Genomic DNA, 13,099 nt, shown 5'->3' on the forward strand with positions numbered 1-13,099 from the left:
ACCCGGCCGATTCTCCCTGTGTTCCCCGACGCCCGACTGTCCCCGATCGGACAGCCGGCGGGGGATCAGGCGCGGGTCGGCCAGGTGCCGGGCGGGGCCGCCTCCGGATGCTCGCCGACCAGCTCCGCGAGCCGCAGCACCCGACGTCGGCCGGCGATCCGGTACGCCGGTCCGCCCGTTTCGGGCCCGAGCAGGTCGCCGGAGAGCCCGACCGCGCTCAGTGCCGCGCCGACCGCCGCCCACCGGCCCGGATCGGTGCCGCCGAGCCGAAGGACGAAGTCGGGCGTTTCGGTTACCCCAGCAGCCGCCAGCCAGAGCCGCAGCCGACGACCGTCGAGCTGGAAGCCGGGGGGCGGGTGCTGGGTCGGGCCGCGCAGCCAGGCCGCCGCCAGCGGCACGATCGTCCGGGTGTACGCCGTCCGCACCGCGTACCGCCGGTCCCCGGTCGGCTCCCAGCTCGCCCGCACGCCCCGACGGCCCAGCTCGGCGACGAGCACGTGCACCCGCCAGGCGGCGTCCACCACCACCGTCAGGCGGGCGGTCCCGCCCATCCGGTGCACCTCGCCCGGCCCGGCGAGCAGCCCGGCCAGGTCGGCGACGCCCGGCTCCCCGGTCTCCGCGCCGAAGAAGACGAGTTGCCGCTCGTCGGTGGCGCCCCGGTCGGGCACCGCAGGGCGTTCGGCCGGCTCGCCGCGTCGGCGTGTCGCCGGACCGGCCGGGTCGGGCACCGGGAAGGTCACCGGCAGCGGTGGGGCCGCCGGTGTCTCTCCGGAACCGCTCAACGGCATTCAGGGACCTCGTCGAAGGCGCGCTTCAACTCCTCCGAGTTGAGCCGGCTGGTGTCCAGCGCGCTGGCGTCGTACTCCTGCTGAAGGGTCTCCACGGCGGACCGGACGCCGTCGTAGAAGGCACCGGCCTCACCGATGCCGAGCCCGTCGATGGTGGTGCGGGCCCGGCCGTAGGCGTCCCGCATCGACGCGAGCGCGGCCCGGAAGCCGGCGGAGACCTCCTCGCCCTGCTCGACCTTTGGCACGCCGGCCTGCTCCACCTTGTGCCGCGCGGTCTCGCTGGCCTCCTCGGCACCGGCGAAGAGGCGAACCAGGTTCTCCTTGGCCTGCGCGGGGGTGGTCTGTGCGGTCATCTGCTCGTTGGTGCTGCTGGTCAGCTTGCTGATCTCGGCCCGCCACGGGCTCAGCGCGGTGCACACCGACGCCGCCCAGGCCCGAGGGCTCGGGCCGCTGGAGCCGCAGGCGGCCAACAGGACCAGCGTAGCCAGGACCACCGTGAGCTTTCCGGCGGTCGCCGCCCGGCAGGTACGCATGCGTTGCAGGGTACGGCTTCTGCTCGCAGTCGGCACCGGTCAGGTGTACGGCCCGTACAGGCGAGCGGTCCCCGGTCGGCGACGAACCGACCGGGGACCGCGTTACCGACGGGCCTCAGGCCTTGATCGCCTCCGGACGCGGGTCCGCCGTGCCGGAGCCGTCGCTGTCGTGACCCTCGTCCATCGCCACGCTCTTGCGCTTGCTGAACACCACCGCCCCAACGATGATCAAGGTCGCCACCACCGCGATACCGACCCGCAGGCCGACGTTGCGGTCGTCGCCGATGCTCCACGCCACCACGGCCGGCGCGATCAGCAGCGAGACCAGGTTCATCACCTTGAGCAGCGGGTTGATGGCCGGGCCGGCGGTGTCCTTGAACGGGTCGCCGACGGTGTCGCCGATGACGGTCGCGGCGTGTGCGTCGGAGCCCTTGCCACCGTACGCGCCGTCCTCGACCATCTTCTTGCTGTTGTCCCAGGCGCCGCCGGAGTTGGCCAGGAAGACCGCCATCAGCGTGCCCGCCCCGATCGCACCGGCCAGGTACGACGCCAGCGCGCCGGGACCGAGGCCGAAGCCGACCGCGATCGGTGCCAGGATCGCCAGCAGACCCGGCGTCAGCAACTCGCGCTGCGCGTCCCGGGTGCAGATGTCGACCACCTTGCCGTACTCCGGCCGCTGGGTGCGGTCCATGATCCCGGGCAGCTCGCGGAACTGCCGGCGGACCTCCATCACCACGGCACCCGCCGAGCGGGAGACCGCGTTGATGGCCAGGCCGGAGAAGAGGAACACCACGGCCGCACCGATGATCAGCCCGACCAGGTTCTGCGGGTTGGCCACGTTCAGCGCGTTGAGGATCTCGTCACCGACGTCGGTCACCCCGGCGTCGGCGTACGCGATGCGCAGCGTGTCGGTGTAGGAGCCGAACAGCGCGGTGGCGGCCAGCACGGCGGTGGCGATCGCGATGCCCTTGGTGATCGCCTTGGTGGTGTTGCCGACAGCGTCCAGCTCGGTGAGCGTCCGGGCGCCGTGCTCGTCGATGTCGCCGGACATCTCGGCCACGCCCTGGGCGTTGTCGGAGATCGGGCCGAAGGTGTCCATCGCGACGATCACGCCGACGGTGGTCAGCAGACCGGTACCGGCCAGCGCCACGGCGAACAGCGACAGGGTGATCGAGCCGCCGCCCAGCAGGAAGGCACCGAAGACGCCGGCGGCGATGAGCAGCGCCGAGTAGACCGCCGACTCCAGGCCGACGCTGATGCCGGCCAGGATGACGGTGGCCGCGCCGGTCTGCGAGCTCTTGCCGATGTCCTGCACCGGACGGCGGTTGGTCTCGGTGAAGTAGCCGGTCAGCGCCTGGATGGCGGCAGCGAGCACGATACCGATGACGACGGCGCCGATGACCACGCCGCGCGGGCCGAACGGCGGGTCGCCGCCGTCCACACCGAGGGTGTCGCGCCAGTTGTCACCGAGCTGCGCCGCCCAGGACGGCTGCAGGTAGGCGAAGGCGGCCACCGCGACCAGCACCGCCGAGATCACCGCGGAGAGGTAGAAGGCCCGGTTGATCGCGGTCAGACCGTTGCGATCCGAGGCGCGCAGCCGGGTGATGAAGACGCCGATGATGGCAACGAGCACGCCGATCGTGGAGATGATCAGCGGGAGCACCAGGCCGTCGGTGCCGAACGCGGCGCGGCCCAGGATCAGCGCGGCGACCAGGGTGACCGCGTACGACTCGAACAGGTCGGCGGCCATGCCGGCGCAGTCGCCGACGTTGTCGCCCACGTTGTCGGCGATGGTGGCGGCGTTGCGCGGGTCGTCCTCGGGGATGCCCTGCTCGACCTTGCCGACCAGGTCGGCGCCGACGTCGGCCGCCTTGGTGAAGATGCCACCGCCGACCCGCATGAACATGGCCAGCAGGGCGGCACCGAAGCCGAAGCCCTCCAGCACCGTCGGCGCGTCACCCCGGAAGATCAGCACGACCAGCGCGGCACCGAAGAGGCCGAGGCCGACGGTGAGGAAGCCGACCACGCCACCGGTCCGGAAGGCGATCTTCATGGCCGCTTCCCGGCCGCCTTCGCGTTCCCGGGCGGCGGCGGCCACGCGCAGGTTGGCGCGGGTGGCCAGCCACATGCCGGCGCCACCGATGAAGGCGCTGAACAGCGCGCCGACCACGAAGAAGAGCGAGCGCCCGATCTTCACCGCGGTCTCGTTGCCGTCGGTGTCGTGCACCGGCAGCAGGAACAGCAGGACCACGGCGATCACCACGAAGATCGCCAGAGTCCGGAACTGCCGGATCAGGTAGGCCGAGGCGCCCTCTTGCACGGCCCCGGAGATCTCCTGCATGTTGGTGGTGCCCTTGCCGGCGGCCAGCACGGTCTTCGTCAACGCGGCGGCGAAGGCGAGCGCGACCAACGCGATCACCGCGGCGATGACGACATACGTGACATTGGCTCCGGTTAGGGAGATCCCGCCGCCCTCGGCGGCCAAGGTGTCGGACATCTGTGTCCTCCTGTGCCGAACAACGCACCGGCCGGTGCCTGTATGCGAATTCGCAAGTGCACGCCACCCACCCGGCAAAAACCTTCGACGGACGCCCATCTGCGCTGGCTGCCCGGTGGATCACTTGCTGACAACCCGGGTACTGTAGCCCTCCGCAGTGTTTGAGGTCACACCGAGGTGGCACCATCGGCCGATGATCTTCGTCGGTACGTATTCAGCTTGAGGTGAGTGGGGGGCCGGTTGTCCACTCTGGTCGATCGGCTGACATGATCATGGGGTGTCGTCCGTCCCGCAGGTCCCGCTCTCGTACGAGGATCTGGTCGCGATGCTGGTTGAGCTGCGGGAACGGGTTGATCGGTTGGAAGCCGAGAACGCTGAACTGAAACGCCGGTTGGGGATGAACTCCTCGAACTCGTCGAAGCCTCCCTCGTCGGACGGTCCGGGCCGTCCGGCCCGGCAGCCGGGTAAAGGCAGTGGGCGGCGGCGGGGCAAGCAGCCGGGAGCGCCGGGATGGACCCTCGAACTGGTCGCGGATCCGGATGAGGTCATCGAGCACCGGCCACAGCGGTGTGGCCATCCGGGTTGTGGGGCTCCGCTGGGTGATGGGCGTGAGTACGGGCGGCAGCGCCGGCAGGTGATCGAGCTGCCCGAGCGGCGGTCGGTGGTCGTTGAGCACCAACTGGTCGCGGTTGAGTGCGGCGGGTGCGGGCAGGTCAGCGAGCCGGTGGCACCCGGCGGGGTGTCCGGGCGGGTGCAGTACGGCGTCGGTGTCAAGGCCGCCGTCGTCTACGCGCGGGCCGTCCAGTTCCTGCCCTTCGCCCGGGCCGCCGCGCTGTTGGGTGATCTGCTCGGGGTGCGGGTGTCGACCGGGTTCGTGCACCAGGTGGTCGGTGAGGCGGCCCGCAGGCTCGGGCCGTTCGTGTCCCGCACGGCCGCGTTGCTGCACGTCCAGCAGGTGCTGCACGCCGATGAGACCCCGGCAAGGGTCGACGGCGGCTTCAAGTACGTGCACGTGGCCTGCACCCCTGAGCTGACCTTGTTCCACGTCGGCGGCCGCAGCAAGGCCGACATCGACGCCGGGAAGGTCCTGCCCGGGTTCACCGGCACCCTCGTGCGTGACGGCTACGCCGCCTACCGCCACCTGGCCGACGCCGATCACGCCTGGTGCGGAGCACATCTGATCCGCGATCTGCGCGGCGTGCACGAGTCCGACCCGGCCGGCCAGCAGTGGGCCGAGGTGATGGCGCAAACCCTGCTGATGGCCAAGAAGATGACCGAGCAGGCCGTCACCGCGGGCCGGGACGCACTGTCAGCCGACGAGATCAGTCACATCCGTGCCTGTTACGCCGGGGCCCTCGCTTACGGCCGCCAGCAGAACCCGCCCGATCGTGACGGCAAGCCGTCACGAGCCGGCACGCTGGTCGAACGCTTCACCGCCCACCGCGACATGATCCTACGGTTCACCGTCGATCTGGCCGTGCCCTTCACCAACAACCAGGCCGAACGCGATCTCCGCCCGGTCAAACTCCAACAGAAGATCTCCGCGACCTGGCGCACCCTGCAAGGCCTGGCCGACTTCGCCACCCTACGGTCCTACCTGTCCACCGCCACCAAACACGGCAAAGACGCCCTCGACGTGCTCGAACAACTCTTCACCACCGGACCATGGCTACCGGAACCGGCAATATCAAGCTGAATACGTACCTTCGTCGCTGTGTTATGAAACCAAATCTGATATAGGAACGGGTCCATGCCATTGGGTTCGCATTCCCAGGCGTGGGAATGCGAACCCGATGATTCGACGACACGGCGCTACGAATGCCGCAATTCGCGGACGGCACGACACGATCAGCGACCGACCGGCCAGACCATCCGCACCTCGGTGCCGACGCCCTCGTCGACCGGCCGCACCTGAAGGTCCTCAACGAAGCCCGCGAGCAGGGCGAACCCGACGCCGGTGGTGAGGTCGTCCTCGTTGAGGGACTCGTTGGCCAACTGGTCGGCGTCCAGCGCGGCGAGACCGATGCTCGCCTCGATCGGCGCCCGGTCCACCACCCGGACCGCGTACGACCCGGAGTCGGACATCTCGACCAGCACCGAATCGGGCACACCGTACTGGCGGTGCAGGGCGACCGCACGGGTGCACGCCTCACCGATGGCCAGGCGTACCTCGTCGAGCAGCTCCTCGCGGACCCCGGCCCGGCGGGCCACCGCGACGCCGACCAGGCGGGCGGTGCGCACGTGCACCGGCGCCGGGGAGAAGGAGAGCCGGACCGTCGCCATCACGCGCCGGTACCGGTCGCCGCTTCGACCGTGGGATGGAGCGGGAAGACCTGGTCCAGCGCGGTGATCCGGAAGATCTTGAGCAGTGGCTCCTTGTCGCAGACCAGCGAGAAGGTGCCGTCGGCGGTCCGCAGTCGCTTGAGCGCGCCGACCAGCACACCCAGCCCGGTGGAGTCGAGGAAGTCCACCCGGCCGAGGTCGACCACCACGTGCCGGGCCCCGGCGTCGATCAACTCCAGAAGACGCTCACGCAGCCGGGGAGCGGTGTAGACGTCCACCTCACCACCGACCTCGAGCACCGTGTGCTCCTCCACCGTGCGGGTCGCCAGCGACAGCTCCATCGGTCCTCCCTCGCGCAGCCGTAAGCTCTCTGGCATCTAACCATTACCCCCGTCGACGCCTGACGACTCACGGGCGAGGTCCCGACCTGCAGACGCGACGATTTCCCATTTCCGAACACCAGTGCGAGAGTGCAGATCGTGACCTCGGCAGCGCCCGTATCCGCCGGCAGCGGCCCGGAACGAACGCCGGGACCGCCGCCGGGCGAGCTGCTGCGCCGACTGCGCCAGCGGCACGCCACCGACCCGATCACCCACGTCGAGCGGGTACCGCCGCGCTCCGGGATCGCGGTGCCGTGGCCGGCCTGGGCACCCGAGGAACTGCGTGCCGCGTACGCCCGGCGTGGGGTGACGGCGCCCTGGCGACACCAGGCCGAGGCGGCCGACCTCGCGTACGACCGGCGGCACGTCGTGGTGGCCACCGGCACCGCGTCCGGCAAGTCGATGGCGTACCAGATGCCCGCGCTGGCCACCCTGCTCGCCGACCCGCGCGCCACGGTTCTCTACCTGGCCCCCACCAAGGCGCTCGCCGCCGACCAGCTACGCGCCGTCGCCACGTTGGAGATCGAGGGCGTACGAGCGTCCTGCTACGACGGTGACACCCCGCGCGCGGAACGGGAGTGGATCCGTCGGCACTCCCGGTTCGTGCTGACCAACCCGGACATGCTGCACCACGGCATCCTGCCCGGCCACGCCCAGTGGTCGGGGTTCCTGCGCCGGTTGGCGTACGTGGTGGTCGACGAGTGCCACGTCTACCGGGGCGTGTTCGGCTCGCACGTCGCCCACGTACTACGCCGGCTGCGGCGGCAGTGCGCCCGCTACCGCCCCGCCACGGGCGACCCCGGCCCGACGTTCGTGCTCGCCTCGGCCACCTCCGGCGACCCCGCCGCCGCAGCCGGGCGGCTGACCGGCCTGCCCGTGGCGGCGGTCACCGAGGACACCTCGCCGAGGGCCGGGGTGACCTTCGCGCTCTGGGAGCCGCCGCTGCTCCCGCCCGACCCGTCCGCGATCCCCTCCCCCCGCCCGGCACCCGTCGACTCCACTCCCGGTGGCGCGTCTTCCGGCGGGCCGGCCCATCAGGCGACCGATCTCACCCAGGTCCGGCGGTCGGCGTTGCGGGAGACCGCCGACCTGCTCGCCGACACCGTCGCCGCCGGCGTACGCACCCTGGCCTTCGTCCGGTCCCGCCGCGGTGCCGAGGTGGTCGCCACCAGCACCCGGCGCAACCTCGACGAGGCGGTCCCCGGGCTGGGCGACCGGGTCGCCGCGTACCGGGCCGGCTACCTGCGCGAGGAACGCCGGGAGCTGGAACGCGCGCTGCTGCACGGTGACCTGCTCGGGCTCGCCTCGACCAACGCCCTGGAGCTGGGCGTCGACCTGATCGGTCTGGACGCGGTGCTGATCTGCGGATACCCGGGCACCCGGGCGTCACTGTGGCAGCAGGCCGGGCGGGCCGGGCGATCCGGCCAGGAGGCGCTCGCCGTGCTGATCGCCCGGGACGACCCGCTCGACACCTACCTGGTGCACCATCCAGAGGCGGTGTTCGGGGCACCGGTGGAGGCCACCGTGCTCGACCCGGCGAACGCGTACGTGCTCGGGCCGCAGTTGGCCTGCGCGGCGGCCGAAGCCCCGCTGACCGATGCCGATCTGGCACTGTTCGGTGACGGCGCGAAGGAGACGGTCGCGACGCTGGTCGAGGCGGGTGCGCTGCGGCAGCGGCCGACCGGCTGGTACTGGCGGCACCGGGAGCGGCCCGAGGTCGACCTGCGCGGCGACGGCGGCGCACCGGTCTGCGTGGTGGAGTCGGCGACCGGCCGGCTGCTCGGCACGGTCGACGGCGGTTCGGCGCACTTCCTGCTGCACTCCGGCGCGGTCTACCTGCACCAGGGCGTGTCGTACGTGGTCGACACGCTCGACCTCGACGACGGGTGCGCGCTGGTGCACCCCGAGGAGCCGGACTGGTCCACCCACGCGCGGGACGTCACCTCGCTGTCGGTGGTGTCGGTGCGCTCGTACGTCGACGCCGGACCGGTCGGACTGTTCCTCGGCGAAGTGGACGTCACCAGCCAGGTGGTGTCGTACCAGCGGCGGCGGATCGCCACCGGTGAGGTGATCGACACCCGCCCGCTGGACCTGCCGGCGCGGGAGCTGCGTACCGTCGCGGTCTGGTTCACCCTCTCCCCCGAGTCGCTGGCGGCGGCCGGAGTGGACCCGGCCGACGTGCCGGGCGGGCTGCATGCCGCCGAACACGCCGCGATCGGGCTGCTACCGCTGGTGGCCACCTGTGACCGGTGGGACATCGGCGGGTTGTCCACGGCGGTGCACCCGGACACCCAGGCCCCGACGGTCTTCGTCTACGACGGTCACCCCGGCGGCGCGGGCTTCGCCGAGCGGGCGTACGGCATGGCCTCGTCCTGGCTGCGCGCCACCCGGGACGCGATCGTCGAATGCGGCTGCGAGTACGGCTGCCCCTCCTGCGTCCAGTCGCCGAAGTGCGGCAACGGCAACAACCCGTTGTCCAAGCCGGACGCGATCAGGGTGTTGGACGTGGTGCTGGCGAACCTGCCGGAATGAGCGGGCAGGCATGAGATCCGGTCGCTCCGGGCATTGATGGATGGGAGCGCTTCCATCGAGCGCCATGACCATCATTCCGTCGTCGCCGCCGTCACATGGAGGAGGAGCCGTGGCCGACACCATCGCCGAGACCGTTGAGCTGCTCTACACCATCGATCAGGAGAAGCTCGACATCGACCAGCAGATCGCCCTCGGTACGGCGCTCGCCACCCTGGCCCAGGCCGAGCGGCTGGACCAGATCAACGAGCGCCTCCGCACCATCCACCAGCTCCTCACCACCTGGACCCACCGGTCGACTGTCGACGGCGTCCGCTGACCTGACACTCAGCGCCGGGCCGCTTGCCGAGCTGTGCGACACTCCGGCGCACCACGGTCGAGGAGATTCTCATGCAGCTCGATAGCTTGCAGGCGCAGCGCCAGTTCCACATCCGCCAGCGGTTACGTTTCATGGTCAACCAGTACGAGGTGCACAGCGTCGCGCCGGACGGCTCCGAGGGCGGCCTGCTCGCCTTCGCGCAGCAGAAACGGCTGGCCTTCAAGGAACAGGTGACCATCTACGCCGACGACTCCAAGCAGCAGCCGCTGCTCGGGTTCAAGGCCCGCCAGCGCATCGACCTCGGCGCCACGTACGACGTCACCGACCACGCCGGCGCCCCGATCGGCCTGTTCCGCAAGGACTTCGCGCAGTCGCTGCTCCGCTCGACCTGGCACGTCGAGCAGGCCGGCCTGCCGAACGTCGTCGGCCAGGAGCGCAGCATGCCGGTGGCGGTGCTGCGCCGCTTCGCCGAGTCGCTGTCCTGGCTGCCGTACCACTTCGACTTCGTCGCCGACGGCCAGCCGATCTTCTCTGTGGTGAAGAAGTGGGGCCTGCGTGACCGCTACGTCGTGGAGATCCACAACCCGCAGATCGACCGCCGCCTGGTGATCGCCATGGCGATCGCACTCGACGCGCTCCAGGGCCGCTGACCTCGTCGTCACTGACCTCGTCGGTCACTTACCTGGTCGTCGCTGACCTCGTCGTCTCTCGACGCCCGGGAGCCGGTTCGCCGCACGCCGGTGGCGAACCGGCTGCCCGTCCGCACCGGCCCGCTCTCGGCGTGTCCCGCCCGCACCGTGCCTGCTTCCGGCACCTCCCGCCCGCTCGGCGCGGGATCCGATCATCCGCGCATCGGGCCTGCCCGGGAGGTGGCCGTGGCGACGCGCGAGATCCCGGGCACCGGACGCACCGCCACCTCGGCGGTGACCACCACGTCGATCCCGTCGACCTGACACCGGACCAGCCTGGCGCCGTTGGCGGCGACGAGTTCGGCGGCTCGGGCACACGTCTGCGACTCGTCGTGCAGCGCCCGGCCCGCTCCGGCGAGCGCACCGAAGTCGGCCGCGACCCGCGCCTGCTGACGCGCCACCCGCGCGCTCCCGACCCCCGCGCCGAAGATCCCACTGAGCACGAAGATCAGCCCGACCGCCAGCAGGCAGATCGTCGCCCCGCCTCGGTCACGCCCGCCGGCTCGCCGTCGGCACCGAGACGCCCCACCGGTGAGGCGGTTCCGGCGTCGGGCGACGGTCATGGCCTCGGCTCCGGAATTCCGGGCTCGACGGCCGCCACCGCCGTGGCCACGACGACGAGGGCAGGCAGATCAGTGTCGAGAGCACGGACCGGGGCACGCACCGTCACCCGGACCACCTCGTCGTCCACCACTACGGCCACCTCGGCACCGGGCGGCGCGTACCGACGAGCGCCGCCTCCCGGGCCGCGTCCAGGCAGGCCGCCCTGGTGCTGACCGCGTTGACCGCAGTCAGGCCGACGAGCAGAAGCAGCATCAGCGCCGGCAGACCGGCCGCCATCTCGGCGGTGAAGGAGCCCCGGTCACGACCGGCCCGCCGGCGCCCGGTCACTTGAGGGCCCGGTCGATGACGGCGGTCAGCGCGGACTGCACGCTGTCGGAGGTCAGCACCTTCAGCAGGACACCTCCGAAGGCCACCGCAGCGAGCGTCCCGACGGCGTACTCGGCGGTGTTCATCCCGGCGTCCCCGCGAAGGCGGGCGAGGATTCTGCGCACGTGTTCGTCCCTTCTCGATGTGTTCACAGCACGTCGCCGAGCACGGCGACGATCACCGGCACGAGACCGGCGAGAATGAAGGCGGGCAGGAAGCAGAGGCCGAGGGGCAGCACGATCAGCACACCCGCACGGCGGGCCGCCGACTCGATCGCGATGGCCCGGTCGGCGCGCAGGTCGTCGGCGAGCCGGGTGAGGGCGCCGGCCAGTGCCGCTCCGCTACTGGCCGAGCGGATCGCGGCAGCGCCGATCCGCTGGGCGCCCGGCACCGTCGCCAGGTGTGCCCAGGCTTCCTGCGGCCCACCGCCGAGTTGCAGCGTGCGTCCGACCCGGCCGAGTTGGTCGGCGAGCGGACCGCCCAGCGCGTCCGCCACCGCGAGCACCGAGCGTTCCACCGGAGCGCCCGCCCGGAGCGCGGCGGCGAGCAGGTCGGCGGCGAGCGGGAGATCGGCGACGGCCCGCAGTCGCCGGTTCCGGTCCGCCGGTGGCTCGATCCGCCGGAGCAGCCGGTCGAGCAGGAGCGCCGTGGGCAGCGCCGCCACCAGCCCGGGCCATCCGCCGACCAGTACGGCCACCGCCACGCCCGCCAGTCCGGCGACGAGTCGCACCCGGTCCACCCGACGGCCCGCGCCCGCGCCGGCAGCCGATGGCGCGGGCATGACCTGCACGCCGATCCCCGACGAGCCGCCAGCGCCCGCCGGCCGGCCCGAGCGATCGACACCTCTGCGGCGGCCGGTGGCGGTCGACGGGCCGGCACCGGCGAGCCGGCGTAACCGCCGCCGAGGTCGGTACCGGCCGACCAGGACCACGGCGGCCAGGCCAACGACGACCAGCACTGCCACCGCCAGCGTGCTGCCGGCCAGGTCGACGGCGATCAGCCGGGGCATCAGCCCGCTCCAGCGGGCGTGGCACCGAGGCGGTCCGCCCACAGCAGCCCGACCGCTTGGAGCACGACGGCCGCGACCGCACAGGCACCACCCACCGGGGTGTGCAACAGCACCTGGATCGGGTCGACCCCGATGCCGTAGCCCAGGGCGATGCCGCCCACCGGGAGGGCGGCCAGCAGCCAGGCGGTCGCGCGGGCCCCGGCGGCCTGGGCCGCCGCCGCAGCCAGTCCCCGTTCGGTCGAGCGGGCATCGGCCTCGATCCGCTCGACAAGCTCGGCCAGCGGAGCGCCCGTCCGGTCGGCCAGCCGCACCGCCGCCTGGGTCAACCGCCCCGGCCGATCGTCGGGTACGTCGGCCTTCCTCGTCGCCCAACTGCTGGCACCGCCGTCGTCGGTGACCGTGCCCGCGTCGATGCTCGTCGGCCGTCCCGCAGCGACGCCGACCCGAGCCGGGCCGGTGGACCTCAGCGCCGCCACGGCCACCGGGACCGGCAGCCCGGCTCGAAGATCGGCGGCGAGGGCACAGAGTTGGTCCAGTCGCTCCCGCTGCGCCTGCGCCGCCCAGGCCACCGCGCGGCGGCGCAGGAGGGCTCGGACGCCCACGGCGCCGTAACCGGCCAGCGCGACCGCCGCCACCGGACCGCCGAGCAACCCACCCACCGTCGCGCCGAGCAGCACGGTCAGCAGGAGGGCTCGCGTGGGCGACATCCCGGCCAGACGAGCGCTCAGCGTGTGCCGGGTCCGGCGGTCCTGTCCCTCGTCGGTCGTACTCGCCCGGTGCGTGGCGGGCGTCGCGTCCACCGCCGGTGCGAAACGGGCGGCCCGGCTCGTCGCCACGTCAGCCGGACCTCGTGTCGCCCCGGCCTCGACCACGTCATGCGTACCGCCCGGTCGGGTGACCGGCGGTGGCGAAGCCGCGATGCCGGTGCGGGTCGGCCGACGCCCGTCACCACGTCCCGGCGGGCGGGACGCCGCCGTCGAGGTCGGCGGGGCGCAACGCGCTGTCAAGGGATGCAGAGCAGCCGGTGACGGGACCGCGCAAGGCTGCTCACCGGCCCTCGTCACGAGACGACTGCTGTCCGCGTCACGCCCCGCGCCGACGCTGTTGACCATCGAGCCTGTCACCGGCAGACCGACCACGTC

12 protein-coding genes and 2 pseudogenes are annotated in these 13,099 nt (G+C 72.1%); 4 read left to right on the forward strand and 10 right to left on the reverse strand.

Annotated elements, in window-relative coordinates; all coding sequences use genetic code 11:
• Positions 1–65 precede the first annotated feature (65 nt).
• The 3 genes from ID554_RS10815 to ID554_RS10825 all read right to left on the reverse strand — a co-directional run bounded on the left by ID554_RS10815 (position 66) and on the right by ID554_RS10825 (position 3,818).
• Positions 66–788, reverse strand: coding sequence for a hypothetical protein (locus tag ID554_RS10815; protein ID WP_117230812.1), 723 nt, complete (start codon positions 786–788; stop codon positions 66–68).
• Positions 779–1,321: a hypothetical protein gene (locus ID554_RS10820; protein ID WP_117230813.1), complete on the reverse strand. Its 543-nt coding sequence runs from the start codon at positions 1,319–1,321 to the stop codon at positions 779–781. The genes ID554_RS10815 and ID554_RS10820 overlap by 10 nt, the downstream gene beginning before the upstream one ends.
• A 115-nt stretch (positions 1,322–1,436) precedes the next feature.
• A complete protein-coding gene (locus ID554_RS10825; RefSeq protein ID WP_117230814.1) occupies positions 1,437–3,818 on the reverse strand; it encodes a sodium-translocating pyrophosphatase in 2,382 nt (793 codons plus the stop codon).
• Positions 3,819–4,095: 277 nt separating this feature from the next.
• Between ID554_RS10825 and tnpC the strand changes: the two genes are divergently transcribed.
• Entirely contained in the window at positions 4,096–5,514 is a 1,419-nt protein-coding gene (tnpC, locus tag ID554_RS10830) for an IS66 family transposase (protein ID WP_191088609.1), read from the forward strand.
• Between the two features lie 152 nt (positions 5,515–5,666).
• Here tnpC and ID554_RS10835 read toward each other — a convergent pair whose 3' ends face one another.
• Both ID554_RS10835 and ID554_RS10840 read right to left on the reverse strand, forming a co-directional pair.
• Positions 5,667–6,104: an ATP-binding protein gene (locus ID554_RS10835; RefSeq protein ID WP_117229703.1), complete on the reverse strand. Its 438-nt coding sequence runs from the start codon at positions 6,102–6,104 to the stop codon at positions 5,667–5,669.
• A complete protein-coding gene (locus ID554_RS10840; RefSeq protein WP_117229702.1) occupies positions 6,101–6,442 on the reverse strand; it encodes an STAS domain-containing protein in 342 nt (113 codons plus the stop codon). Before ID554_RS10840 ends, ID554_RS10835 begins: the two co-directional genes overlap by 4 nt.
• Before the next feature lie 138 nt (positions 6,443–6,580).
• On the opposite strand from ID554_RS10840, the gene ID554_RS10845 reads away from it, so the two are divergent.
• The 3 genes from ID554_RS10845 (at position 6,581) to ID554_RS10855 (ending at position 9,979) form a co-directional block, all read left to right on the forward strand.
• Positions 6,581–9,013 carry a DEAD/DEAH box helicase gene (locus tag ID554_RS10845; protein ID WP_396888502.1) on the forward strand — a complete coding sequence of 811 codons (2,433 nt, stop codon included), beginning with the start codon at positions 6,581–6,583 and terminating at the stop codon, positions 9,011–9,013.
• Between the two features lie 109 nt (positions 9,014–9,122).
• The gene (locus ID554_RS10850) at positions 9,123–9,329 is read left to right on the forward strand and encodes a hypothetical protein (protein WP_117229700.1); all 207 of its coding nucleotides are present in this window, start codon (positions 9,123–9,125) and stop codon (positions 9,327–9,329) included.
• Between the two features lie 71 nt (positions 9,330–9,400).
• Positions 9,401–9,979 (forward strand): LURP-one-related/scramblase family protein, encoded by a 579-nt coding sequence (locus ID554_RS10855; RefSeq protein WP_117229699.1) that lies wholly within the window; start codon positions 9,401–9,403, stop codon positions 9,977–9,979.
• A gap of 191 nt (positions 9,980–10,170) precedes the next feature.
• Here ID554_RS10855 and ID554_RS10860 read toward each other — a convergent pair whose 3' ends face one another.
• The 5 genes and pseudogenes from ID554_RS10860 to ID554_RS33015 all read right to left on the reverse strand — a co-directional run.
• Complete coding sequence (locus ID554_RS10860; protein WP_117229698.1) at positions 10,171–10,581, reverse strand: Rv3654c family TadE-like protein; 411 nt, start codon at positions 10,579–10,581, stop codon at positions 10,171–10,173.
• Positions 10,578–10,858, reverse strand: a pseudogene (locus ID554_RS10865) (TadE family type IV pilus minor pilin). The gene ID554_RS10860 and the pseudogene ID554_RS10865 overlap by 4 nt, the downstream one beginning before the upstream one ends.
• A gap of 47 nt (positions 10,859–10,905) precedes the next feature.
• A complete protein-coding gene (locus ID554_RS10870; protein ID WP_155217386.1) occupies positions 10,906–11,034 on the reverse strand; it encodes a DUF4244 domain-containing protein in 129 nt (42 codons plus the stop codon).
• A gap of 62 nt (positions 11,035–11,096) precedes the next feature.
• The gene (locus ID554_RS10875; protein ID WP_223884654.1) at positions 11,097–11,729 is read right to left on the reverse strand and encodes a type II secretion system F family protein; all 633 of its coding nucleotides are present in this window, start codon (positions 11,727–11,729) and stop codon (positions 11,097–11,099) included.
• 227 nt (positions 11,730–11,956) lie between these two features.
• Positions 11,957–12,745: pseudogene (locus ID554_RS33015) on the reverse strand (type II secretion system F family protein); the annotation flags it as partial.
• Positions 12,746–13,099 lie beyond the last annotated feature (354 nt).

The sequence above is a fragment of the Micromonospora craniellae genome, assembly GCF_014764405.1.
GTDB lineage: Bacteria > Actinomycetota > Actinomycetes > Mycobacteriales > Micromonosporaceae > Micromonospora > Micromonospora craniellae.